20 protein-coding genes and 1 tRNA gene are annotated in these 24,778 nt (G+C 69.6%); 10 read left to right on the top strand and 11 right to left on the bottom strand.

Annotation, left to right across the window (positions count from 1 at the left end; all coding sequences use genetic code 11):
* The 3 genes from ACFPJ1_RS31800 to ACFPJ1_RS31790 form a co-directional block, all read left to right on the top strand.
* On the top strand, positions 1-369 hold a 369-nt coding region (locus tag ACFPJ1_RS31800), incomplete at its 5' end, for an AAA family ATPase (protein WP_380109569.1).
* A 33-nt stretch (positions 370-402) separates the two neighbouring features.
* Complete coding sequence (locus ACFPJ1_RS31795) at positions 403-1,362, top strand: DUF58 domain-containing protein (RefSeq protein ID WP_380109567.1); 960 nt, start codon at positions 403-405, stop codon at positions 1,360-1,362.
* On the top strand, positions 1,362-2,315 hold the full coding sequence (locus tag ACFPJ1_RS31790) for a VWA domain-containing protein (protein ID WP_380109565.1): 954 nt from the start codon (positions 1,362-1,364) through the stop codon (positions 2,313-2,315). The genes ACFPJ1_RS31795 and ACFPJ1_RS31790 overlap by 1 nt, the downstream gene beginning before the upstream one ends.
* Positions 2,316-2,457: 142 nt before the next feature.
* Here the strand turns inward: ACFPJ1_RS31790 and ACFPJ1_RS31785 are convergent, their stop codons facing one another.
* Entirely contained in the window at positions 2,458-3,129 is a 672-nt protein-coding gene (locus ACFPJ1_RS31785) for a hypothetical protein (RefSeq protein ID WP_380109564.1), read from the bottom strand.
* Between the two features lie 124 nt (positions 3,130-3,253).
* Positions 3,254-5,965, bottom strand: coding sequence for a winged helix-turn-helix domain-containing protein (locus ACFPJ1_RS31780; protein WP_380109563.1), 2,712 nt, complete (start codon positions 5,963-5,965; stop codon positions 3,254-3,256).
* A gap of 254 nt (positions 5,966-6,219) precedes the next feature.
* Here ACFPJ1_RS31780 and ACFPJ1_RS31775 point away from each other — a divergent pair, with 254 nt between their 5' ends.
* Positions 6,220-6,717: a DUF3145 domain-containing protein gene (locus tag ACFPJ1_RS31775; protein WP_132193951.1), complete on the top strand. Its 498-nt coding sequence runs from the start codon at positions 6,220-6,222 to the stop codon at positions 6,715-6,717.
* A gap of 288 nt (positions 6,718-7,005) precedes the next feature.
* Here ACFPJ1_RS31775 and ACFPJ1_RS31770 read toward each other — a convergent pair whose 3' ends face one another.
* The 7 genes from ACFPJ1_RS31770 to ACFPJ1_RS31740 form a co-directional block, all read right to left on the bottom strand.
* Positions 7,006-8,430, bottom strand: a complete 1,425-nt coding sequence (locus tag ACFPJ1_RS31770; RefSeq protein ID WP_380109560.1) for an acyl-CoA carboxylase subunit beta — start codon at positions 8,428-8,430, stop codon at positions 7,006-7,008.
* Positions 8,431-8,624: 194 nt separating this feature from the next.
* Positions 8,625-9,860 (bottom strand): beta-ketoacyl-[acyl-carrier-protein] synthase family protein, encoded by a 1,236-nt coding sequence (locus ACFPJ1_RS31765; RefSeq protein WP_380109558.1) that lies wholly within the window; start codon positions 9,858-9,860, stop codon positions 8,625-8,627.
* 180 nt (positions 9,861-10,040) lie between these two features.
* Positions 10,041-10,289, bottom strand: coding sequence for an acyl carrier protein (locus ACFPJ1_RS31760; protein WP_012920191.1), 249 nt, complete (start codon positions 10,287-10,289; stop codon positions 10,041-10,043).
* 73 nt (positions 10,290-10,362) lie between these two features.
* On the bottom strand, positions 10,363-11,361 hold the full coding sequence (locus ACFPJ1_RS31755; RefSeq protein WP_380109556.1) for a beta-ketoacyl-ACP synthase III: 999 nt from the start codon (positions 11,359-11,361) through the stop codon (positions 10,363-10,365).
* 1 nt (position 11,362) lies between these two features.
* Entirely contained in the window at positions 11,363-12,553 is a 1,191-nt protein-coding gene (locus ACFPJ1_RS31750; protein ID WP_380109554.1) for an acyltransferase domain-containing protein, read from the bottom strand.
* A 78-nt stretch (positions 12,554-12,631) separates the two neighbouring features.
* Entirely contained in the window at positions 12,632-13,828 is a 1,197-nt protein-coding gene (locus ACFPJ1_RS31745) for a PucR family transcriptional regulator (RefSeq protein ID WP_380109552.1), read from the bottom strand.
* Positions 13,829-14,945: 1,117 nt separating this feature from the next.
* Entirely contained in the window at positions 14,946-16,784 is a 1,839-nt protein-coding gene (locus ACFPJ1_RS31740; RefSeq protein WP_380109550.1) for an HNH endonuclease signature motif containing protein, read from the bottom strand.
* A gap of 410 nt (positions 16,785-17,194) precedes the next feature.
* Between ACFPJ1_RS31740 and ACFPJ1_RS31735 the strand changes: the two genes are divergently transcribed.
* The 3 genes from ACFPJ1_RS31735 (at position 17,195) to ACFPJ1_RS31725 (ending at position 19,694) form a co-directional block, all read left to right on the top strand.
* Positions 17,195-17,575, top strand: a complete 381-nt coding sequence (locus tag ACFPJ1_RS31735; protein WP_380109548.1) for a hypothetical protein — start codon at positions 17,195-17,197, stop codon at positions 17,573-17,575.
* 68 nt (positions 17,576-17,643) lie between these two features.
* A complete protein-coding gene (locus tag ACFPJ1_RS31730; protein ID WP_380109546.1) occupies positions 17,644-18,687 on the top strand; it encodes a PHP domain-containing protein in 1,044 nt (347 codons plus the stop codon).
* Positions 18,684-19,694 carry a pirin family protein gene (locus ACFPJ1_RS31725; protein WP_380109544.1) on the top strand — a complete coding sequence of 337 codons (1,011 nt, stop codon included), beginning with the start codon at positions 18,684-18,686 and terminating at the stop codon, positions 19,692-19,694. Before ACFPJ1_RS31730 ends, ACFPJ1_RS31725 begins: the two co-directional genes overlap by 4 nt.
* Here ACFPJ1_RS31725 and ACFPJ1_RS31720 read toward each other — a convergent pair.
* Both ACFPJ1_RS31720 and aceE read right to left on the bottom strand, forming a co-directional pair.
* The gene (locus tag ACFPJ1_RS31720) at positions 19,669-20,202 is read right to left on the bottom strand and encodes a hypothetical protein (RefSeq protein WP_380109543.1); all 534 of its coding nucleotides are present in this window, start codon (positions 20,200-20,202) and stop codon (positions 19,669-19,671) included. The genes ACFPJ1_RS31725 and ACFPJ1_RS31720 overlap by 26 nt on opposite strands.
* Before the next feature lie 340 nt (positions 20,203-20,542).
* Positions 20,543-23,272, bottom strand: coding sequence for a pyruvate dehydrogenase (acetyl-transferring), homodimeric type (gene aceE / locus ACFPJ1_RS31715; protein ID WP_380109575.1), 2,730 nt, complete (start codon positions 23,270-23,272; stop codon positions 20,543-20,545).
* Positions 23,273-23,572: 300 nt separating this feature from the next.
* On the opposite strand from aceE, the gene ACFPJ1_RS31710 reads away from it, so the two are divergent.
* The 3 genes from ACFPJ1_RS31710 (at position 23,573) to ACFPJ1_RS31700 (ending at position 24,616) form a co-directional block, all read left to right on the top strand.
* Positions 23,573-24,019 (top strand): DUF3052 domain-containing protein, encoded by a 447-nt coding sequence (locus tag ACFPJ1_RS31710; RefSeq protein WP_380109542.1) that lies wholly within the window; start codon positions 23,573-23,575, stop codon positions 24,017-24,019.
* A 19-nt stretch (positions 24,020-24,038) separates the two neighbouring features.
* Positions 24,039-24,515: a peroxiredoxin gene (locus ACFPJ1_RS31705; RefSeq protein ID WP_380109540.1), complete on the top strand. Its 477-nt coding sequence runs from the start codon at positions 24,039-24,041 to the stop codon at positions 24,513-24,515.
* Between the two features lie 29 nt (positions 24,516-24,544).
* Positions 24,545-24,616: transfer RNA gene (locus ACFPJ1_RS31700), tRNA-Val, on the top strand.
* The last annotated feature ends 162 nt before the right edge of the window (positions 24,617-24,778 follow it).

The raw sequence follows: 24,778 nt of genomic DNA, 5'->3' as shown, positions 1-24,778 counted from the left end.
AACCCCGGCGGCACGGCACCTCTCGGGGTCCATCGTCCACGACTTCGGCAGATACAAGGCCCGGTCGACTTCCACCTGCCCGACCTCGAGCCGATCATCGAGCTCGGCGTCAGCCCGCGCGCCACCCTCGGCCTGATCTCGGCCGGCCGGGCGCTCGCGCTGATCCACGGCCGCGACTACCTGCTGCCGAGCGACATCCAGACCGTCGCGCTGGACGTGATGGGCCACCGGCTCGGCCTGACCTTCGACGCGGTCGCCGACAACATCGACCCGCGCGCGGTGATCGAGCGGATCCTGGCCACCGTGCCCCCGCCGCAGCCCGTCTGGCGCGACGGCAACGACGGCACCGGCCGACCGGAATTCGTCTGAATTATGGCCAACCGACCGGACCCTCGGACTGCGATGACGATCTCGCAGCTTGCTCCCGAGCGCGCGCTGCGCCGGCTCGAGCTGACGGTCGTGCGGCGGCTCGAGGGCTACCTGCACGGTGAGCACCTCGGCCTGTTGCCGGGCCCGGGCACCGAGCTGGCCGAGGCCCGCGAGTATCAGGTCGGCGACGACGTCCGCCGGATGGACTGGGCCGTCACCGCCCGTACTACGGTCCCGCACGTCCGCGACCTGATCGCGGACCGGGAGCTGGAGACCTGGGCGATGGTCGACCTGTCCGCCTCGATGGACTTCGGCACCTCCCAGATGGAGAAGCGTGAGCTCGCCGTCGCCGCGGTGGCGACCGTCGGGTTCCTCACCCACCGGCTGGGGGACCGCTTCGGCGGCCTGATGCTGCGTGACTCCACCCTGCGCCGCTGGCCCGCTCGGTCGGGCCGCCTGGCCTTGTACGGGCTGCTGCGGGCGCTGCTCGCAGAGACCGACCACGGCGAGCACCAGGCCCGCAGCGACCTGGCCGGCGCGCTGGACTCGATGGCGCGCACGCAGCGCAAACGCGGCCTCCGGGTGATCGTGTCCGACTTCCTCACTCCCGAGGACGGCGAGGTCGACAGCCGGATGGAGCCGTCCTGGGAGCGGGCGATGCGCAAGCTGACCGCCCAGCACCAGGTGCTCGCGGTCGAGATCATCGACCCGCGCGAGCTGGAACTGCCGAACATCGGCGTCGTCATGATCGGCGATCCCGAGACCGGGTCGATCCGCGAGATCGACACGCGCAAACGCCGGGTCCGCGAGGGGTACGCCGCGGCCGCGCTCGCGCAGCGGGAACGAACCAGGACCGCCCTGCGTAGGGTAGGAGCGGGGCACTTGGTTCTGCGGACCGACCGTGACTGGGTCGCCGACACCGTGCGGTTCGTGCTCGCCTACCGGCGAGTGGCGCCCCGCCTGCATCAACCGCCGAAGGGGGTGGCTCGCTGATGGAGTTCCTGTCTCCGGCCAGATTGTGGTTCCTGCTGTTCATCCCGCTCGTCGTCGCGGGGTACATCTTCCTGCAGCACCGGCGCGCGCAGTACGCGCTGCGTTTCACCAACATCGCGCTGCTGGACCGGGTCGCCCCGCGCCGCCCGCAGTGGCGCCGGCACCTGGCCGTAGTACTGGCGCTGCTGGCGACCGCTTCGTGCATCCTGGCGTTCGCCCAGCCGAAGGCCGAGGTCAAGGTGCCGCGCGAGCGGGCCACCATCGTCGTCGCGATCGACGTCTCGCTCTCGATGATGGCGACCGACGTCGACCCGAACCGGCTGGAGGCGGCGAAGAAGTCGGCGAAGAACTTCGTCAACCAGTTGCCCGCCAAGTTCAACGTCGCGCTGGTCAACTTCGCCGGTACGGCGTCCATCATCGTCCCGCCGACCACCGACCGGGCCACCGTGCAGCGGTCGATCGACGGCTTGGAACTGGCCGAGTCCACCGCGACCGGCGAAGGTATCTTCACCTCCCTGCAGGCGCTCACCCAGGTCCCGCCGGACCCGGAGCACCCGAACGACCCGGCCCCGGCCCGCGTCGTGCTGCTGTCCGACGGCAAGCGCACGGTCGGCCGCACCGCCCAGGAAGGCGCGCAGGCCGCGAAGGCGAAGAATACGCCGGTCTACACGATCACCTTCGGCACCGACTCCGGCTTCATCGAGATGGACGGCATCCGCCAGCGCGTCCCACCGGACCGCGCCGAACTCCGCAGCGTCGCCGAGATCACGGGTGGCGAGGCGTACACGGCCGAGTCCGCGGGCGAGCTCGAGGACGTCTACAAGGACATCGGCTCCTCGGTCGGCTACGACAAGGTCGACAAAGAGGTCACGTCCCGCTTCGCCGGCATCGCCATGCTCTTCACCCTCGCCGCCGCCGGCGCCTGCATAGCGCTAGCCTCCCGCTTCCCGTAAACCCGCTCCCACCCGCCCAACGGCACCGGCCCCGCCCGGTGGCTGCGGCGGGCGGGTGCGCGTGTCCGGAGCCCGATGATGTGAGCGACCTGACGGTTAGGTCAAGTCGCTCACCCTGGGGTGGTGCTCAGCGGGTCGACGGCTATGCGACCTGCACAGTGGCCGGCGCTTGGACGGTCTCGGCCTGGCGGCGCTGGTCGCGCCACAGCGAGACGCCGAGGCCGATCAGCGCGATGCCGGTGGGCACCGCGAACGGGCGGTTGAAGGACTCCGGCAGTGCGGAGAGCGCGAGGGCGGAGGTGGTGCCGTAGGCGAGCAGCACGCAGGCCCAGCGGGCCAGTACGCCGGCGCGGAACAGCGCGATGCCGAACAGCAGACCACCGAGCGAGTAACCGATACCGGAGATGAGGAGCAGTTCCTGCATGTAGCCGATGTCGCCGATCGGGCTGCCACCGACGGCCGTGTCGAGGACGTCCTGGACGTAGCCCGGGTTCGACTGCGCCACCGTCGGGAGGACGCAGGCGACGATGACCTGGACTGCGAAGATCGCGAGGTAGCCGACGGTCAGCAGCAGGTAGCCGGCGAGCCCGAGGACGCCGAACCGGCCGCGGTTGCGGAGGAACATGCCGGTGAAGCCGGCCAGCGCCAGGACGGCCATCAGGACCTTCGCGGTCTCGCGGACCGCGATCTCGGTGGTGGCGATGTGCGCGACGTCGGCCGGCGGGTGGTTGATCTGGACGCCGATGAAGATGGCGCCCGCGGCGGCGGCGCAGATGCCGGTGGCCGCTGTGAGGCGGTTGGCGGTGAGGTTCATGTCGGATCCCTTGGTGTTCGGTGCCGGGCGGGTGTCCGGCGATGGTCGTGACGTTAGGAATCGACGTGGTGAGGCCACATCACAAGGTGATGTGACCGGGTGGGTGATTCGGCAGCGGTGACCCTCAGAGCAGGCCGAGGTCCGCGGCTCGACGTACCGCGGCCTGGCGGGTGTTCACGTCGAGCTTGGTGAAGATGTGCTTGGTGTGGGTGCGCAGCGTGTTCACCGAGACGAAGAGCTGTCGCGCGATCTCCGGCCCGCTGAGCTCGGTCGCCAGCAGGCGCAGCACCGCGAGCTCGCGCTCGCTGAGTACTTCCTCGGATGCGGGTCGGACGGTGGCGGGTGCCGACGGTCTCTGGGCGGCGGCCAGCAGGTGTTCGGCATGCGTCCGTACGTCGTGCGCCGCGGCGCGGGCGACCTGCCCGAGCAACTCCGCCATCGGCGGTCCCTCGTCGAGGAAGAGCCGGCAGTAGCCAGCTGGCACCCCATCGGTAAGCGCGGCAGCGAGGTCGGCCGCCGCCGGGTCCAGGTCGCCCTTCGCGTGGTGGGCGAGCGCCCGCACTAGGCCCGCCTCGACCAGGCTGCCGTCGCGGCCCGCCGCCCGTGCGGCGCCCAGCACGCGGTCGAGCAGGTCGATCGCCTCGCGCACCTCACCCTCGGCGACGAGCAGCCGGGCGAGGGTGAGCTGGTCATACTCGGCCAGGTAGGTCGGCGGATCCGTCGGCGCGACCCCGCGCTCGCGCGCCCACGCACGGGCGTCATCGAGGCGGCCCTGGGCGATCCGCACCCGTGCCCTGGTCGCGGCGATCGGCCGCACGTCCGGGAAGTAGCCGGGCAGGAAGAGCGGCTCGGCCTGGTCGAGCATCGCGATCGCGCCGTCGAGTTCGCCTTTCGCCCGCAGCAGTGCGGCGGTCGCGGTGTACCAGCGGTGCCGGTTCTCCAGCAGCGACGCCCGGTCGCCGAGCTCGCGAGCGGCCTCCAGGTGCTCAGCTGCCGCTTCGAGGTGGCCTTGCTCGCGGAGGACGTCGGCGAGGCCGACGTGCAGGTCGCCAGTGGTGGAGAGCACCGGTCCGGGGTGGCTCACGGCTGCGGCCAGGGCGCGTTCGTACAGCCGGCGCGCCTCGACCGGACGTCCGCGCGCGAGCCACATGTTCGCCAGCACGACGGTCGCGCCCAGCTCGTCCGCGACCATGCCGGCCGCGTGCAGGCCCGTTACCGCCTCGGTGAACGTATCCACCGCGGTGCCGAGGTCGCCGGCGGCCCAGGCTGCCAGGCCGACGAAGCCGGCGGCAGCACCGCGCGGGAAGTGGTCCTCCGGCCCGGCCAGCGCGAGTGCCCGGCGAGCGTGCGAGACCGTACCGTCGACGTCGCCCCGGGCCTGCGCGACCGAGGCGCGGTAGACCGCGATCATGGCCGGGAGGGAGCGGACATCGCCGTCCCGGTCCCTGACCGCCTCGACCAGCGAGCCTGCCGTGGGGATGGTCGATGGCGGCGTCGTGCCGAGACCAGCCTCGGCGGCGTCGAGCCACGCCTCCACCCCATCGAAGTCGCCCTCGGAGAGTCGGCTCCACCCCACGTGGGTCGCGAGCAGCGGTCGGCGACGTACGACGTCGTCGGGCAGCGCGACCAGCCAGTCGCGAAGGGTGCGGTCCTGGCGTCGTCGGCGCAGGTCGGCCACGGTGAGCTCGACGAGGTCGGCGGTGTGCTCGTGGTCGCCGCTCGCGATCGCGTGCCGTACTGCATCGGCAAGCAGCCCGTTCTCGGCGAGCCATCGGCTGGCCGCGGCGTGCAGCTCACTGACCCGGCCGGGGGTCACCAGACGGGCACGCAACGCGTCGGCGAAGAGGTGGTGGTAGCGGTACCACCGGCGCTCGTCGTCGAGCGGGACGACGAACAGGTTCTCGCGCTCAAGGGTCTCCAGCATCGGCTGACCGTCGGAGCGACCGGTCAGGGCGTCGCAGAGGCCGCCGGTCAGCTGGTCGAGCACGGAGGTGTCGAGCAGGAACGCGCGTACCTCGTCCGGCTGCCGATCCAGGACCTCCTCGACGAGGTAGTCGAGGACGAACCGATGGCTTCCGGAGAAGGCCTCGACGAACCCAGCGACGTCTCCAGACCCGTCGGCGGCATGGGTCCGGGCCGACAGCGCGGCCAGCTGCAGCCCGGCCGCCCACCCCTCGGTACGCGCCTCGAGCGCGGCCACGAGTCCGGGCGCCAGCTGCAGCCCCATCACCTCGTTGAGGAACAACTCCGCTTCGGCGGTGGTGAACCTGAGGTCTGCAGCCCGCACCTCCACGAGCTCGCCACGCGCACGCAGCCGGGACAGCGGGAGCGGCGGGTCGGCCCGAGTGGTCATCGCCAGCGTGACCTGCGGAGGCAGGTTGTCCAGGAGGAAGGTCACCGCCTCATGGACGGCGGCCCCGTCGATGACGTGGTAGTCGTCGAGCGCCACCACTGTGGGACCGGCGAGGACGTCGAGATCGTTGATCAGGCTGACCAGGACGGCGTCGATCGGCGTGGTGACGTCGGCCTCCAGCAGGGCGAGCGCCTCGATACCAGCCTCGGGTTCGGCGGTCTGGATCGCGGCCACGAGATGCGTCAGGAACCGTCGGAGGTCGGCGTCGCCCGGGTCGAGAGCCAGCCAGGCCACTCTGCGCTGCGACGGCTCGGCCGCCGCCAGCCACTGGGTCAGGAGTGTGGTCTTGCCGAACCCGGCCGGTGCCGCGACGAGGACCAGCCGCGGCCCTCCGTCCGCGCGCAGTTTGTCGGTGAGGCGGGCGCGCGGCACCAGCCGGCGACGCGGCGAGGGCAGGTGGAGTTTGGTGCCCAACACAGGCATTCGGTCAGCGTAGGCCTCTCTAGGCCCGATCTCCGGACCCCGCTTGGTGGTGCGCTTGTCCGGCTGGAAGGCCCGGGTGCGCGGGACTGTCCGGAGTACGGGGATGGATTGCGACACTACGGTGATGTAGTTGACACGGCGAGGTTGCTGGTGTTGGAGGGGTGGGTGGTGCAAGATGGTGCTCGCCGTCCGGGATTGACGAAGACGTGTTCGAGAACGCTGGGGAAGGCGCCCCTCGAGCACAGGAGGTCCCGGTGGCGACGACTCGTGGCGTTCTTTACGTCCACACGGTGCCGTCAGCGTTGTGCCCGCATGTCGAGTGGGCAGCGGGCGGCATCCTTGGCGTGCCCGTGAAACTCGACTGGACGCCGCAGCCCGCAGCCCAGGGCACCTACCGTGCAGAGCTGTCGTGGCAGGCCGAGGCCGGCACGGCGGCCAAACTGGCGTCCGCTCTGCGCGGTTGGCAGAAGTTGCGCTTCGAGGTCACCGAGGAGCCGAGCAACGGCGTCGAGGGCGAGCGCTACTCCTTCACCCCGACCCTCGGTGTCTTTCACGCGACCACCGGCGTTCACGGCGACATCATGGTGCCCGAGGAGCGGCTGAAGGCCGCGATGCTGAAGGCCGCGAGCGGTGAGGCCGACCTGACCGAGGAGGTCGAGCGTTTGCTCGGCCGCCCCTGGGACGACGAACTGGAGCCCTTCCGGTACGCGGGCGACGGCGCCCCGGTCCGATGGCTGCACCAGGTCGTCTGAGGACCCTGAGAGCAAACCTGAGAACTTCAGAAGAAAGCGCTCAGGAATGGAGCTTTCTTCGTACTTTTCGATGATGCTGTGTTTCAGACGTTCCACCAGGGTGGGGAGGAGCCGTGGCCGCTGGGCCACCGGGTGTCGGGACACCCCCGGTTGTCGCAAACAGCGGCCGCACCACTTGAAGGGCGCGGACCTCACGGTCCGCGCCCTTCACTTTTGTGCTCTCTTACGTCCGAAGAAGCGAGGGCTATAGACCTCGCTTCTTCGGACGTAAAACGGGGACAGAGGGGCTTACAGCGGGATGTTCCCGTGGCGGCCTCGGGCGCGACCGCCGGCTTCGGCCTTCGCGATCGCGGTGGTCAGAGCGGTGCGGGTCCTGGCGGGTTCGACGACCTCGTCGACGACGCCGATCTCGATGGCGCGCTCGATGCCGCCGGCAATCTTCTCGTGCTCGGCGGCCAGCTCGGCCTCGACCTGCGGGCGCAGCTCGGGGGCCACCTCCGCCAGCTTGCGGCGATGCAGGACCCGGATCGCGGCGACCGCACCCATCACGGCCACCTCGGCCCGCGGCCACGCGAACACCCGGGTCGCCCCGAGGGATCGCGCGTTCATCGCGATGTAGGCGCCGCCGTACGTCTTGCGGGTCACCAGGGTCACCCGCGGTACGACCGACTCCGCGAAGGCGTGCAGCAGCTTGGCGCCACGCCGTACGACGCCGTCCCACTCCTGGCCGACACCCGGCAGGTACCCCGGTACGTCGACCAGCACCACCATCGGTATGCCGAACGCGTCGCACATCCGGACGAAGCGGGACGCCTTCTCCGCCGACAGCGCGTCGAGGCAGCCGCCGAGCCGGAGCGGGTTGTTCGCGATCACGCCGACGGTCCGGCCACCGAGGCGGCCGAGCGTGGTGACGATGTTCGGCGCCCACCGTTGGTGCAGCTCGACGCCGGACTCCTCGTCGAGCACCCCGCCGACCAGCGGGTGGACGTCGTACGCGCGCTTCGCCGACTCCGGCAGCAGGCCGGACAGGTCGGTGTCGGACACGTCGACCGACATCTCGCCCTGGTTCGCGAAGAGGTCCGCCAGCTGACGGGCCTTCTCGATCGCGGCCGCCTCGGAGTCGGTGGTGATGTGCACGACGCCGGAGCGTCGGCCGTGCGGCTCGGGACCACCCAGCCGCAGCATGTCGACGTCCTCGCCGGTGACTGAGCGGACCACGTCCGGACCGGTGACGAAGATCCGGCCCTCCGGCCCGAGGATGACCACGTCGGTCAGCGCCGGCCCGTACGCCGCACCGCCCGCCGCCGGGCCGAGCACGACCGAGATCTGCGGGATCTTGCCCGAGGCCTGGGTCATCTCGTAGAAGATCTTGCCGACCGCGTGCAGGCTCAGGACTCCCTCGGCCAGCCGGGCGCCGCCGGAGTGCCAAAGACCGATGATCGGCAGCTCGTCGCGACGGGCGACCTGGTAGGCCTTCACGACCACGTCGCAGCCCTCGTCACCCATCGCGCCACCCATCACGGTCGCGTCCGAGCAGAACGCGACCACAGGAGCACCGGCGATGGTGCCGCGGACCGCGAGCATGCCGGACAGGTCGTCCGCGGTGATCAGCTCGAGGGATCCCGGGTCGAGCAGCGCCGTGAGCCGGATCACCGGGTTGCGGGGGTCGTCCTCACGGGGCAGCTTCGCCGGTTTGACGGGGGCAGTGGTCATGGGGGGTCCTCCCGGTCAGGCTGACTGGCGGCGTCAGCTGGAGTTACGGCCGTCAGACGGAGTGACCGGGGTCCGTCTGACCGACAGCGCCAGACGGACCGCATCGGACTGACCGACTGCGCCAGACCGACCTACCGCGTCACACCGACTTACTGCGATCAGGCCGACGAACCGCGTCAGCCTGACTTACTGCGTCAGACCGACTTGAAGGCAAGGGCGACGTTGTGTCCGCCGAAGCCGAAGGAGTTGTTCAGTGCCGCGATGTCCCCGTCGCCGAGCTTGCGCTGCTCGGTCGCGATGTCGAGCTGGACCCCGTCGTCGACCTTGTCCAGGTTGATGGTCGGCGGAACCACCCGGTAGTGCAGGGCGAGCACGGTGGCGATCGACTCGACCGCTCCGGCCGCGCCGAGCAGGTGCCCGATCATCGACTTGGGTGCGGTCGCGATCGCGTGGTCGGCCGCACCGCCCAGCGCCTTGCGGATCGCCACCGACTCGGCGACGTCACCGACCGGGGTGGAGGTCGCGTGCGCGTTGATGTGCACGATGTCGCCGGTGGCCAGGTCGCCCTCGCGGAGCGCCTGCAGCATGGCGCGCTCGGCCCCCGAACCGGTCGGGTCGGGCTGCACGATGTCGTGGCCGTCGGCGGTGATGCCGGCGCCGGCGAACTCGGCGTAGATCTTCGCGCCGCGGGCGACCGCGTGGTCGTAGTTCTCCAGCACCAGTACTCCGGCGCCCTCGCCGAGCAGGAAGCCGTCCCGGTCGACGTCCCACGGCCGGGAGGCCCGCTCGGGGTCGTCGTTGCGCTTGCTCAGCGCCATCATCTGGCCGAACGCGGCCAGCGGCAGGCCGGCGATCGAACCCTCGGCGCCACCGGCGACGACGATGTCGGCGCGGCCGAGGCGGATCTGGTCAGCGGCCAGCGAGATGGCCTCGTTGCTCGAGGCGCAGGCGGACACCGGCGTCTGCACCCCGGCCAGGGCGCCCAGCTCGAGGCCGACGTTGGCGGCGGCCGAGTTCGGCATCAGCATCGGGATCGCCAGCGGCGACACCCGGCGCGGGCTGGTCTTCAGCGCGTCGTAGTTGGTCAGAGTGGTCAGCAGGCCACCGATACCGGTGGCGATCGCCACGCCGAGACGGGTCTTGTCCAGCTCGACGTCGGCCAGACCGGAGTCGGCCCAGGCCTCGCGGGAGGCGACGATGGCGAACTGGGCGTTGCGGTCCAGCCGGCGGGCCTTGACCCGCTCGATCACCTCGGTGGGCTCGACGGCGGCGGGAGCGGCGATCTTGACCGGCAGCTCCTCGACCCAGTCGGCGGTCAGCAGCTTCGCGCCGGACCGGCCGGCCAGCAGGGCCTCCCAGGTACTGGGGATGTCGCCTCCGACCGGGGTCGTGGCTCCGAGCCCGGTGACGACGACTCGGGTCTTCGACATGGTTACCTCATCCTTCGGCGAGAGTAAGCGGGTGGTTGAGCGGGGGACTGGATGCCGGTGGCCCGGCTGGAACGGTCAGCGCCGGCGGCGGCTGGACCGGAGTACGGGCTGGGCGGCCGCTCACCGGGCATCGACCCGGTGAGGCGGCCACGGCTGCCAGCACGATCGAGAAGAACTCGATCAGCCGTTCTGGGCGCGCTCGATGAACGCCACCGCGTCGCCGACGGTCTTCAGGTTCTTGACCTCGTCGTCGGGGATCTTGACGCTGAACTTCTCCTCGGCGGCCACCACGACCTCGACCATCGAGAGCGAGTCGACATCGAGGTCGTCGGTGAAGGACTTGTCCAGCTGGACGTCCTCGACCGGGATGCCCGCGATCTCGTTCACGATCTCGGCGAGGCTGGAGCGGATCTCTTCGGTGCTGGCCATCTGATGTTCCCTTTCGGATTCTGTGTGCATTACGCCGGGACCGGCCACCTGATGAGCCGTTCCCGGACACTTATTAGGGGAGGCGGATCACCTGGGCGGCGAACACCAGGCCGGCGCCGAAGCCGATGATCAAGGCGAGATCGCCGCTCTTGGCCTCGCCGTTCTCGCGCATCGTGCTGATCGCGAGCGGGATCGAGGCGGCCGAGGTGTTGCCCTGCCGCTCGATGTCGCGGGCCACCTTGACCTGCTCGGGCAGCTTCAGGGTCCGGCGCATCGCGTCGGTGATCCGCATGTTCGCCTGGTGCGGAATGAACAGGTCGAGGTCCTCGGCCTTCACGCCGGCCACGTCCAGCGCCTGCTGCGCGGTCTTGGCCATCTCGAACGAGGCCCAGCGGAACACCGGGTTGCCGTCCATCGTCAGGTGCGGCCACTGGTAGCTGCCGGCCGCCTCCTGCCAGGACTCCTTCTGGCTGATCACGTGGTGCTGGGTGCCGTCGGAGCCCCAGACGACCGGGCCGATCCCCGGCTCGTCGGACGGCCCGATCACGGCAGCTCCCGCGCCGTCGGCGAAGATGAACGCCGTACCGCGGTCGGTCCGGTCGGTGATGTCGCTGAGTCGCTCGACCCCGATCACCAGCACGTACTTCGCGCTGCCGGCGCGGACCATGTCGCTGGCCATCGAGACGCCGTAGCAGAAGCCCGCGCAGGCGGCGGAGATGTCGAAGGCGGCCGCGGTGGGCGCGCCGACCGCGACGGCGATCTGGGTCGCGATCGCCGGGGTCTGGTAGAGGTGCGTGACGGTGGCGACGACGACGCAGCCGATCTGGGCCGGGGCGATGCCGGAGTCAGCGAGCGCCTCCTTGGCGGCGTTCGTCGACATCATCAGGATCGTCTCGTCCTCGGAGGCCCAGCGCCGCTCCTTGATCCCGGAGCGGGTCTGGATCCACTCGTCACTGGAGTCGATCTGCTCGAGGATCTCCGCGTTGGTGACCACGCGGCGCGGCCGGTACGAACCGAGACCCAGTACAGCGGTGTGCTCGGCGCCGGTGGAGACGTTGATCTGTCCGGTCATGTCAGATCACCGCGCTCGGGTGAAGGCGGACCAGGGGCTGACCGGGGGCGACCGGGTCACCCTCCTCGACCAGCCACTCGACCACGATGCCGCCGTGCGGGGCGCGGACCTCCAGCTCGTCACGCAAACTCTTCACGGTCGCTACCACCTCTCCGGCTTCCACGGTGTCACCCGCCTCGCGCGGCACGTTCGCCGCGCGGGTGAAGGTGCCCTTCATCGGGGCGACCAGTAGCCGCCAGGTCGGCGACGCGTTGATCTCGGACGGACTGCCGTGCTTGTCGACGAACGCGCGGGCGTCGTCCAGTTGGTCCGGCGTCTTCAGGGCGAAGGTCTCGACACCCTTCAGTGCCCGCTTCGCGATCCCGGTAAGCGTGCCGGCCGGGGTCATCTCGAGGATGCCGGTGACCTGCAGGTCGGCCATCGTCTGCATGCACAGGTCCCATCGGACCGGCGCGTTGACCTGCTGCACCAGGCGGCGCAGTACATCGCGGCCGTCGTGCACGATCTGGCCGTCGCGGTTCGAGATCAGCCTGCTGCGCGGGTCGTGCGTGGTGATGGAGCGGGCGTAGCCGGCCAGCGTCTGGACGGCGGGCTCCATGTGCTTGGTGTGGAAGGCGCCGGCTACCGACAGCGGGATCAGCCGGGTCTTGGCCGGCGGATCCTCGGCCAGCGCTGCCAGCTCCTCGACTGTGCCGGCGGCGACGATCTGGCCCGGGCCGTTGTCGTTCGCGGGAGTCAGACCGTACTGCTCGAGCTTGGCCAGGATCTCGTCGCGATCCCCGCCGAGGACCGCGGTCATCGAGGTGGCGGTCAGCGCGGCGGCCGAGGCCATCGCCTTGCCGCGCTCGCGAACCAGCACCATCGCCTGCTCGGCGCTGATCACCCCTGCACCGACCGCGGCGGCGATCTCACCGACGCTGTGGCCGGCCAGCGCGCCCATCTTGGTGAACGCGTCGCCGGGATGCGGGAAGACCGCGAGCGCGGCCAGCATGCTGGACGCGACCAGCAGCGGCTGCGCGATCGCGGTGTCGCGGATCGTGTCGGCGTCGGCCTTGGTGCCGTAGTGGGCAAGGTCGAGACCGGCCACCGCGGACAGCCAGTTCAGCCGGTTCTCGAACACGGGGTCTTCGAGCCACGGCTCGAGGAAACCTGGGGACTGGGCGCCCTGACCGGGCGCGACGATGACGAGCACGTGACAACTCTCCCTGAGTCAGGCTGTCAGTGGGCTACAAAGCAGCACGAATTCTACTGGCCAGACTTTGTAGGAATCCTACAAAACGTACGAACCCGGCTCCGGGTTGAGCAGCCGACCCAGGGTCAGTGCGACACGTAATGTGAAAGCGTCTCGGGGGTTCGTCGGCCAGTAGCCCGTGATCTCGCCCACACGCTTCAACCTGTACCGAACAGTATTCGCGTGGATGAACATCGCCCGGGCCGTCGCCTCGATAGAACCACCTGAATCGAGGTATGCCGTGACGGTGTCCAGGAGGACTCCGTCGCCCATTGTGAGCGGGCCGTAGACGTCTGAGGCCAGTTGTCGCCTGGCATGTCCGTCGCCCGACAGGGATCGCTCGGGCAGGAGTTCGTCGGCTTGCACCGGTCTCGGAGCGCCCGGCCAAGCGGGCGCCGCGCGGAGTCCCGCGACCGCTGCGCGGGCGGAGGTGACGGCCGACATCAGGTCTTTCACGACCGGCCCGACGACGATCGGACCCGGTCCGAACCACTCGGCGAGCTTTTGTACGATCTCGACAGGTTTACTCGTACCACCGAGTACTACTACCAGTCGATCGCCCTGCATCGCGCACAGAGCGTCAGCACCGGCCTCCCGCGCGGCATGCCGGACCGAGTCCGCCACGTTGGTGGTGCCACTCTCGGCTGAGGGAGCCCGGCCGACGACTACGGCGACCTCGGACGACCCCGTAGTACCGGAGCCGGTCCAGCCGAGAGCGGAGGCTCTGGAGCGCACGGATTCGTCTGCTTCACCACGGATCACGGAGTCGACCACGAGGGCCTCCAGCCGGGCATCCCAGGCGCCGCGCATCTCCGCCGCCTGGGCGTAGACGGTCGCGGCCGCGAAGGCGACCTCGCGGGCGTAGCGCTGCATCGCCTCGCGCACCACCGGTACGTCGTCCTCGGGGAGAAGGTCACCGATTGTGTTCTCGATCATCTCGATCGTGGTCCGGACCAGATCCACTGTCTGGTGCAACGAGATCACCCGAGTGAACTCCCTCGGCGCCGACCCGAACATCCTGGTCGGCATCGACGAATGCGTCTCCGGATCCCGGAACCAGTCGACGAACGCGGTGATCCCCGACTGGGCCACCAACCCGATCCAAGACCGGTCCTGCGCCGACAACTCCCCGAACCACGGCAGCTTCTCGTCCATCGCGGCAATAGCAGCCGTCGCCAACGCCCCGGTCGCCCCCTGCAACCGCTCAGCCCGAGCCTCGTGCCCCTTAGCAACCACGCCCCGACCCTAGCCGTACTACGTCCGTCGCCCACGCCACTCCTACGCCGCGACTCACGCCCCACCCTGGGCCGACGCTCCAGCGTCGCGGCTCGCGACTGCGAGGTGGTCGCCGGGATGTGTGCTTCGGGTGGTCGGCTGGTTCGCCGCTCCTACGTCGCTGCTCCCGCCCGCTCGTGCTCGGCCGATGCTGCGTCGCGGCTGGTGACGTCGAGGCACACTCCGTCGGAGGGGAGCAGATACGGAGTACGGGTGGTTGGTCCACGCCGCTCCTGCGTCGCCGCTCCCGCTCGGGTTCTCCCTCCTGCGTCGCGGCTGGTGAGCGCAGGGATGTCGAGCCCTGGCCGGTGTTCGGAGGACGAGTGATCCGCCGCCTATGCCCGCTCCTACGACGGCGCCGCTCCCGCCTACTCGTGGTTCGTCGCTCCGACTCGCTCGCGGTTCGCCGCTCCCGCGTCGCCGCTCCTACCCGCTCGTCCTTCGCCCAGACCGCTGCTGCGTCGCGGACGTTGGCTGCGAGGAGGCTCGTCGCCCGGGCGGATCTGTTGTGCCGACGGGCACGTCCCGACCTCTCCGGCGTTGGGACGCGCCCGCCGACATAGCGCCCGCCGACATAGCGCCCGCCGACGCAGCGCCCACCGAAGGGTGCGTCCGCCGACGGTGCGTCCGCCGACGCAGCTCGTGACCGCGAAATGGTCGTCGGGATGCGCACATTCCGGGTGGGCGGCTGGTTCACAGATCCTGGGTCGCGGCTGCCACCCACCCGGTCCGCCCCTCCTGTGGCGCGGATCGCACCCGCCCGGGTTCGGTCGCCTGCGTCGTGGCTGGTGAGAGCAGGCGTGTCCAGCCCGGCGGCCGTTCCGGAGTATGGGTGGTCTGCCCATGCCCGTTCCGACGTCGTCGCCGCACGCAGTACCTCCGGCGCGCTGGTGACGGCGTGGTCCTCGCCGGTGTGGGGTGGCCGGGGGCAGTTGGTCATTGTCCGGCGTCGCGGTTCCGAGGTGCGGTTCAGGCAGTGGGTCCGCGGTGTGGCGCAGGCAGGTGGGCGGTGGCCTCGCGCGAGTAGTGAGATCATAGTTGCCGTCCCACGCGAGGTCCGCCGCGTCCTGTGAGACCGTCAGCCGGGCCGTGCGCAGGGTGGTCTTGTCCTTGGCTCGGTGGATCGCGTGGTGGGAGGGCGCCAGGGCTCGGGTCGGTGTGGGGAACCGGGACTGGCCTGGGCGGCGGGACTGTCGATCGGGCCGGTGTCGGTCCTCGTGGCAGGCCCGTCGTGGTCGCCCCACGGGTTGAACGGCGTGATGGCCCGGGTCTGGTCATCGACACAGTCCCCGGCCTGACCAGCTGCGCTGGTGCGTGGCGGGTTGTTGGCGTGGTGCAGCGCCGGCTGACCTGGGGTCGGGTCGCCGGGGGGATCGGTGTGTTTGCCGGTGCCTGGTTCGGGTGGGTCGGTATCTGCCCAGGGGTCGAACTGTGCGGCAGGGTCGTTCTCGGTGCTGGTGTGTGCCAGGGTGTGGGCGCGGTGCCGGGCATGGCCGGACGCCGCGGTGCCGCCGTGGCTGGTGGTGGGTGTGCGGTAGCGGGTTCGGGTGGGGTTGGGGTCGGCCCAGGCGGGTCTGGCGACGGTGACGGTGCCGCCGTGGAGGGTGATGTGCCAGTGGCCGTGGTGGGTGTCGATGTGGTGGCGGCGGCACAGCAGCACCAGGTTGGTCAGGGCGGTGGGGCCGTGGTCGATCCAGGAGATCAGGTGGTGGGCGTCGCAGAAGATGGGTGGGGCTTTGCACACGACGCAGCCTTTGTCGCGGGCGTTGAGGGCGCGGCGCATGGCGCGGTTGACGAAGCGCTGGGCCATGGCGACGTCGAGGGGTTCGGAGTTGGCGCCGAGCACGATCGGGATGATCTGCGCCTCGCACGCCAGCCGCCGGATCGCGCCGGCGGACAGCCCCTCGCCGTGGACCAGGGTCCCGACCGCGTGGGCGCCTGCGTCGGTGAGGTCTTTGAGGTCGATGGTGATCGTGATGTGCGCCTTCGGGCCGTACCCGGCCACCGCCCCAGCACCCGTCGCGGCGGTGCCAGTCTGGGTGGCGTGACCGGCCGCGTCTGGAGTGCCGCCGTGTGGTGGTCCGGCGGTCTCGGCACTGTCGAGGGTCGCCCCGGCCAGGTCGGCGGGATCGGCTGTGTCGACCGGGCCGGCTGCGGTGGTGATGGCGTTGGAGGCGACGTTGAGGACGTCGGTCAGGGCGTCGGCGCGACGCTTGTCCGGGCCGCGCGGATCCAACTCGCCGGTCACGGTCTTGCGCGGCTTGGAACCCTCCAGGATCAGGGCCTGGAACAGCTCGGCGTTCTCGTTGGCCAGGTAACCACTGAACCTCACCCCCCGGTCGGCGGGCCTCACCCGCAACTCTTCGCGGGCATACGCCTTGTCCTCTTCCGGCGCCGGGCCGTCGGCATCCAGCAGGTCCCGGGCCCGGCGGGCGGCCTTGCGCAGCTCGGAGGGGTTGAAGTGGCGCCCCAGCGCGACGAGTTGTTCCTCGGCCACGGTCAGGTCGTCGACCGCGACGGTCTTGGGGACGTTCTCGAGTTCGGACACGATCGCCGCGGCCTGCGCCGGCGACAACACCACCCCCACACCCGCATCGGCATCGGTTCCGTCGGTGTCGGGCTCGGGGTCGGGGTTGACCGATGGGAGCGCGTCGGCCACGGCGGGATACTTCCGGAGCGCCTTGGCCAGGGCCAGGTCACGCTTGATCACGCCCGGGTCGAGACGGTGCCGGAACGCGAGCAGGCGGGCGGTGTCGCCGGCGCCGAGGCTGGCGGCGTGGCCGGTCGCGTCGTAGGCGGCCAGGACCTGCAGGCGGTAGGTCTGCAACCGCGAGATCTCGGCCTGCAGGGCGTCGAGAGTCGTCAGCTGTTCGCTGTCGCTCATCGACCACACCGGCCGCTCGCCCAGGATCTCCATACCCGAGACTCTAGATGCCGCCGCCGACAGTTTCTGGTCCGGAAGGCCCTTATTTGTAAGGGATTCCGAAGATTGACCGAAACTCGACGCAGGCATCGGATCCGGTCAGGTTGTCCACAACCCCACCGAACCTGTGGAGTCGCCAACGGGGTAACGAAGGCTGCGTCGAACGCGGGGGTGCCGATGCAGCTGGCCGGTGGTGGGATCTCGGGCGGGAGGTGTTGGAAGACAAGGACGACGGTCGGCGGGCCGGATAGGGTCCGGGGGCGTGGGGCCGGTGGGGTTCACGTCGGCTCGAGGGCCTGGTGGTTACTGAAAAGTTGGGGACGATGATTCGACTGGCATTCGAGTTACCTGGTGCCGGTGTGTCTTGGCGGAAGACCTGGGATTGTGCTCTAGGGCTCGATCCGATGGAGCTCACGGAAACGGATCTTTGCTACAAATATTTCGCAGTCGCGATGGAGTTCGATGTCGATGGTGTCGACGTCGTGCGCAAGGGGCGGTTCGTCACCCTGGTCGATATGGCCTTGGGGATCCAGTACGCCGGCCGGCGGATCTCAGCGGGCGAGGATGCGTCGATCGGCTTCACCGAGCATGAAGAAGTCATTCATTTTCGTCGCGGGACCGGCGACGAGATTGTCGCGACGTCGTCGGTGCGCTCGGTGGTTGCGGTGGTCGATGGAGCTGAGCTCGTGGGGGCCTTCGGGATGTTCGTGCGCGACGCGTACCTGCGGCTTGTGGCTGAGTGTCCCGGGTTGGTTGCCAACCCGACTGTCCGGCGGCTTGTCTGAAGAGTTGGTCGGGCGAGGTAGGTGGTGGGCGGGCGGCGGTTGTCCGGGGGGCGCGTCATGATGGGGGGATGAGTGACAGTGCGGGTGTGGCGGCGGCGGTTGAGGCGTTGCGGCAGATTGGGTACTACCTGGAGCGGGATCGGCAGCCCACGCATCGGGTGAAGGCCTACCGGCGGGCGGCTGACACGATCGAGGGGTTGCCGGCGGCTGAGGTTCGGGCTCGGCGGCGGGCCGGGACGTTGACCGAGTTGCCGGGGATCGGGCCGAAGACGGAGGCTGTGATCCTCGAGGCGATGGACGGCGCGACGCCGTCGTACCTGACCAAGCTGGAGAACGCGGCGGGGGAGCTGACAACGGCCGGTACCGGGATGCGTGCCGAGCTGAAGGCGGATCTGCATCTGCACTCGGACTGGTCCGATGGCGGGAGTCCGATCGAGGAGATGGCCCGTACTGCGGCGGGGCTCGGGCACAAGTACATGGCGCTGACGGATCACTCGCCCCGGCTCACCGTGGCCAACGGGCTGTCGCGGGAGCGGCGGTTGCAGCAGCTCGAGGTGGTTGCCGAGCTCAACAAGAAGCTGGGGGACGAGCTGGACGGGTTCACCATCCTGAACGGGATCGAGGTTGACATCCTCGACGACGGCTCGCTCGACTGTGACGTGGAGATCCTGGCCCGGCTCGACCTCGTGGTGGCCAGTGTGCACTCCAAGCTGCGGATGGCGTCGGAGCCGATGACCGAGCGGATGGTCCGGGCGATCGCGAACCCGCACGTCGACGTGCTCGGCCACTGCACCGGCCGGCTGATCACCGGTGAGCGGGGGACGCGGCTGGAGTCGGACTTCGACGCCGAGATCGTGTTCGAGGCCTGCAAGCAGTTCGGTACGGCGGTCGAGATCAACTCCCGCCCCGAACGCCTCGACCCGCCGAAGCGGTTGCTCTCGATGGCGGTCGAGACGGGCTGCAACTTCTCCATCGACACCGACGCGCACGCACCGGGCCAGCTGGACTGGCAGGTCTACGGCTGCGAGCGCGCCGAGGAATGCGGCGTCACTCCCGACGTCGTGATCAACACTTGGGACTCGTCCAAGCTTCTGGAATGGGCTGCATCATGAGCAATCTGGAGAAGGATCCGATGGAGGGCACCTGGGGTTGCGAGGACGTCGCAGGCCCCGTGCTCGAGTTGCTGGAGGCGCGGCAGGTCGTGCTCGGGCGGACGACCACGGTGCGCCGGTTGCTGCCGAACAAGAATCGCCGCATGGTCGGGGCGTGGTGCTTCGTGGATCACTACGGGCCGGACGACCTGACCAAGCGCGTCGACTCGTACGACGTACCGGGTGATGCCGGGATGCTGGTGCCGCCGCATCCGCACACGAGTCTGCAGACGGTGAGCTGGCTGTTCGAGGGCGAGATCGAGCACCGGGACAGCGTCGGTTCGCACGCGATGGTCCGGCCGGGCGAGCTCAACATCATGACCGCCGGCAACGGCATCGCGCACTCCGAGGTGTCGCTGCCCAGCGCGCCACCCATGCTGCACGGAGCCCAGCTGTGGGTCGCCCTGCCCGACTCGGTCCGGACGACCACGCCACCGACGTTCAACGCGTACGCCGACCTGCCGAAGGTGACCCTCGAGGGAGCCGAGGCGACGGTGATGCTCGGCACGGTCGCCGGAGTCACCTCGCCCGCGCCGGCGTACACGCCGCTCGTCGGAGCCGACGTACGGGTCGAGCCTGGGCGCACGACCACCCTGCCGCTCACCCCGGAGTACGAGTACGCCGTACTGGTGGTCGACGGGAGTCTCGAGGTCGGCGAGCTGACTCCAGGGTTCGGCGAGATGGCCTACCTCGGCATCGGGCGGGAGTCGATCGAGCTGGTTGCCTCGGACAACGGTGTGCGGTTCCTCCTGCTCGGCGGAGAACCGTTCGAGGAGCAGCTCGTCATGTGGTGGAACTTCATCGGCCGCTCCCACGACGAGATCGTCGCCGCCCGCAACGACTGGATGGCCTCCATCGACGCCCACGGCACGAGCCGCTTCCCGATCGTCCCCGGTTACGACGGCGACGCCCTCCCGGCACCGGCACTTCCCGCCATCCAGCTCAAGCCGCGCCCACGCTCGCGCTGACCGGTGCCTCGAGCCTCCGCCGCCGGTAGTAGGCCCAGGTGAGGACCAGCAGGGCCGGCCCCCAGAGGTTGAGCGGGGCGTAGCAGGTGATCATCAGGGCCGCGGCTGCGTCGCTGGAGAAGGGGAGGAACGAGTCGGTGAAGACGTCGCGGAAGCCGTAGGTCCAGATCCCGATCAGGGCGAGCGAGCCCACGGTCGCGGGGATGATGGCCGCGTACGGCGCGACTCGGCGACCGCCGATGAAGGGGATCCAGCGGGGGACCACCTCGCCCCAGGGTTTGACCAGGCCGAACGCAGTGAGCGCGACCGCCTCGGAGAACAAGCTCAGGCAGACGATGTAGACGGCTTCGCCAGTGCTCTGCAAGGCGGCAGGCCGCCCACTGTCGTCGAGCATGCCCATCGAGAAGCCCGCCACCAACCCGAGACGCCACAGCCCCGACGGCAGGGTGAGGAACGGAATCACGTGCGCCAGACGGCGAGCCCAGCGCGGTACAGGTCGCTCTGTCATCGGCCGGCCTCCGAGCGGGTACGGCGGCGGTAGTCCCAGGGCGGGAGAGTCCGGGGCGGTGCTTCGACTGTTGTGGTCACTCGCCCAGCATTTCGCCCGGCGCACGGTGCGGACCTCACTCCGGCGGGGGATCGGCGTCCCCCGCGAGAGCGGAATCAGCCGGTACGACGTGGTCGCCGCCCGGGTCAGTCGTCGCGGGCCCGGTCGGTCAGGCAGGGCAAGAGGATGGCGCGCATCCCGTAGTAGCTGAACCGTCCGAAGGCGCAGCCTTCAAGGGCCAAAGCGAAGGGGCACCGCCGAAAATCTCTCGGTGGTGCCCCTCGGCGGGTTCGGCGGAAACTCAGGCGCCGGCGCCTTCCTGCTTGACTCCGGCGACCGCGGTCGGGTCGTCGATCCGGTACTTGCGGGCGGCCTCGGCGGCCACCTCCCGCTTCACGTCACCGCGCTTGGCCAGGATCTCCAGGGCCGCGACGACGATCGACTCGGCGTCCACGTGGAAGTGGCGGCGGGCGGCGGCCCGGGTGTCGGCCAGGCCCCAGCCGTCGGTGCCGAGCGAGGTGTAGTCGTTCGGGACCCAGCGGGAGATCTGGTCCTGCACCGAGCGCATGAAGTCGCTGACCGCGACGACCGGGCCCTTGGTGTCCTTGAGCTGCTCGGTGATGAACGGCACCCGCTCGTCCTCGTCCGGGTGGAGCAGGTTGTGCTCCTCCGCGGCGACGGCTTCGCGACGCAGTTCGTTCCACGAGGTCACCGACCAGATGTCGGCGGCCACCGAGTACTCCTCGGCCAGGATCTGCTGCGCCTTGCGGACCCACGGCAGCGCGACGCCCGACGCGAGCAACTGCACCCGCGGTACGTCGTCGCCCTCGGCCGTCGGGTACTCGCTGAAGCGGTACATGCCCTTCAGCAGGGCCGCCACGTCGAGGTTCTCCGGCTCGGCCGGCTGCGGGACCGGCTCGTTGTAGACCGTGAGGTAGTAGAAGACGTCCTCACCGAACGGCTTGCTCTCGTCCAGGCCGTACCCGTACATCCGGCGCAGGCCGTCCTTGACGATGTGCGCGACCTCGTACGCGAAGCCGGGGTCGTAGTGCACCGCGGCCGGGTTCGAGGAGGCGAGCAGCGGGGAGTGCCCGTCGGCGTGCTGCAGACCCTCACCGGTCAGGGTGGTCCGGCCGGCGGTGGCGCCGATCAGGAAGCCCCGTCCGAGCTGGTCGCCGAGCGCCCAGAGCTGATCGCCGGTCCGCTGGAACCCGAACATCGAGTAGAAGATGTAGAACGGGATCATCGGCTCGCCGTGCGTCGCGTACGCCGTACCGGCGGCGATCATCGAGCCCATCGCGCCGGCCTCGCTGATGCCCTCGTGCAGCAACTGGCCCTGCTCGGACTCCTTGTACGCGAGCAGCAGGGCGCGGTCGACCGACTCGTACGTCTGCCCGTGCGGCGAGTAGATCTTCGCCGTCGGGAACATCGAGTCCATGCCGAACGTCCGGTACTCGTCCGGCGCGATCGGCACGATCCGGTGCCCGATCTCCGGGTCCTTCATCAGGTCGCGGAACAGCCGGACCAGCGCCATCGTGGTGGCCACCGGGGTCTTCTCGTTGCCCTTGCTGAGCGGCTTGTAGACGTCGTCACCAGGAAGCTTCAGCGTCTTCGGCCGGACCCGGCGCTCGGGCAGGAAGCCGCCGAGCTGCTTGCGCCGCTCCATCATGTACTGGTACTCCGGCGAGTCCTTGCCGGGGTGGAAGTACGGCGGGTTGTAGGCGTCCTCGAGGTCCTTGTCCTCGATCGGCAGGTAGAGCCGGTCGCGGAACGCCTTCAGGTCGTCCGAGGTCAGCTTCTTCATCTGGTGGGTCGCGTTGCGGCCCTCCAGCGCCTCGATCGTCCAGCCCTTGATCGTCTGGGCCAGGATCACCGTCGGCTGCCCGACGTGCTCGGTCGCGCTCTTGAACGCCGCGTACACCTTGCGGTAGTCGTGACCGCCGCGGGGCAGCTTGCGCAGGTCCTCGTCGGACAGGTTGCTGACCATCTGCTGGAGCCGCTGGTCGCCGCCGAAGAAGTTGTTCCGGATGTACTCGCCGGACTCGACGGAGTACGTCTGGAACTGGCCGTCCGGGGTGGTGTTCATCTTGTTCACCAGCGCGCCGTCGTGGTCCTGCGCGAGCAGCGCGTCCCACTCCCGGCCCCAGATCACCTTGATGACGTTCCAGCCGGCGCCGCGGAAGTACGCCTCGAGCTCCTGGATCACCTTGCCGTTGCCGCGGACGGGACCGTCCAGCTGCTGCAGGTTGCAGTTGATCACGAAGGTGAGGTTGTCCAGCTCCTCGCGGGCGGCCAGGCCGATCGCGCCGAGCGACTCCGGCTCGCCCATCTCGCCGTCACCCAGGAACGCCCAGACGTGCTGCTGGCTGGTGTCCTTGATGCCGCGGTGGTGCAGGTACCGGTTGAAGCGCGCCTGGTAGATCGAGTCCAGCGCGGCCAGCCCCATGGAGACCGTCGGGTACTCCCAGAAGTCCGGCATCAGCCGGGGGTGCGGGTACGACGACAGGCCCTGGTGCGGGCCGCGGGAGACCTCCTGGCGGAACCCGTCCAGCTGGTCCGAGGACAGCCGGCCCTCCAGGAAGGCGCGGGCGTACATACCGGGGGAGGCGTGACCCTGGATGAAGATCTGGTCGCCACCGCCCGGGTGGTCCTTGCCCCGGAAGAAGTGGTTGAAGCCGACCTCGTACAGGCTGGCGGCCGACTGGTAGGTGGCGATGTGGCCGCCGACCTCCAGGCCCTTGCGGTTGGCCTTGCTCACCATCACGGCGGCGTTCCACCGGATGAAGGCGCGGATCCGCCGCTCGATGTGCTCGTCACCGGGGAACCACGGCTCGCGCTCGGGCGGGATCGAGTTGATGTAGTCCGTGCTCCGCAGCGCGGGCACCCCCACCTGTCGCTCCCGGGCCCGCTCGATCAGCTTGAGCATCAGGTAGCGCGCTCGCGCCTTGCCGCGTTCGTCCAGCACGGCGTCGAGCGACTCGACCCATTCCCGAGTCTCGTCGGGGTCGATGTCGGGGAGCTGGGTGGGCATCCCCTCGGTGATGATGGCTGGTGGTTCGTGTCCGGAAGCCACGGTGTCCTGCCGTTCTGTCTAGTCGGTCCTACTTCTGGCAATCCTGTCACCTGACCGGAATGCGTTCTACTTCGCGTCCACAACCTCCCCGAATCCGGCGTGAACCGCCGGTTCCCACCGGACACGGATAGTGTCCGACATGCGGATACCGGACACGCGGGAGAACCCTCGTGCATACTTGCGCGACGCGGTAGACCACGATGGACTACTGCTACTGACGCCTACCCCCGGGCAAGCGGGGACGACGGAGGAGGACACGTGAGCGCGACCGCGGACCACGCGGACGGCAAGAGTGGCGAGCCGAACATGGCGAGCCGCCTCGGCTTAGAGAGCGGCACGGTCGTGCAGGAGCTCGGCTACGACGACGACTGTGACGATGCCTTCCGCGACGCCATCATGGAACTCACCGGGGAGGAGTTCGTCGGTGACGACATGGACGACGTCGTCGACGTGGTGCTGCTCTGGTTCCGTGACGACGACGGGGATCTGGTGGACGCCCTGTTCGAGACCCTGACCGATCTGAAGACCGGCGGGATCGTCTGGCTGATGACCCCGAAGGTCGGACGCGAGGGCTATGTCGACGCCAGCGACATCGCCGAGGCGACCGAGACGGCCGGCCTGTCGACCACGACCAGCCTCACCCCGACCGAGAACTGGTCGGCGACCAAGTTGGTGATGCCGAAGTCTCCGCGGGTCAGGAAGTAACGTTCGTGGGGAGCCACCGGTGACCGCCGCCGTCCCTCCGGTCGGCAGCGAGGCACCGGACTTCATCGCGCGGAACCAGCACGGCGAGCAGATCCGGCTCTCGGACTTCCGGGGCCGGCGCGACGTGGTGCTGGTGTTCTACCCGTACGCCTTCAGCCGGGTCTGCACGAGCGAGCTCGGCGCGCTCCGCGACCGGCCCGACCTGCTCGCCGGCGCGGAGTTCCTGGCGATCTCGTGCGACCCGATGTTCACGCTGCGCGCGTACGCCGAGTCGGAGCGGCTGGAATTCGGCCTGCTGAGCGATTTCTGGCCGCACGGGGCCACCGCCTCGGCGTACGGCGTGTTCGACGCGGACCGGGGGTGTGCGGGGCGGGGCACGTTCGTCGTGGACCGGGCTGGCCTGATCCGTTGGTCGGTGGTGAACCCGTTCACGGAGTCCCGCGATCCGGACGACTATGCCGAGGCCCTGGCGAGCTTGCGCCCGGATCTCGGATAGACTCTGGCGCTCCGCCTGCGGGCGGAACAGGGTGCTTAGCTCAGCGGTAGAGCGCTTCCCTTACAAGGAAGATGTCGGGGGTTCGATCCCCTCAGCACCCACACGTCGGACCTCTCGGCCACTCGCCGATTTTCACTCTCTGCGACCCGCCGATTTCTTTACAGTCGGCTGCCGGAACTGCCACGGCCACGTCTCATTTCGACTGGTAGGGTTCACGCTCGTCGGATCACACGATGACGCACCGGGGCCGGTCGGTCACGACG

The sequence above is a fragment of the Kribbella qitaiheensis genome, assembly GCF_042657745.1.
Lineage (GTDB): Bacteria > Actinomycetota > Actinomycetes > Propionibacteriales > Kribbellaceae > Kribbella > Kribbella qitaiheensis.
Note: the sequence above shows the minus strand (reverse complement) of the source record. Positions and strands in the feature narration are given on the sequence as shown.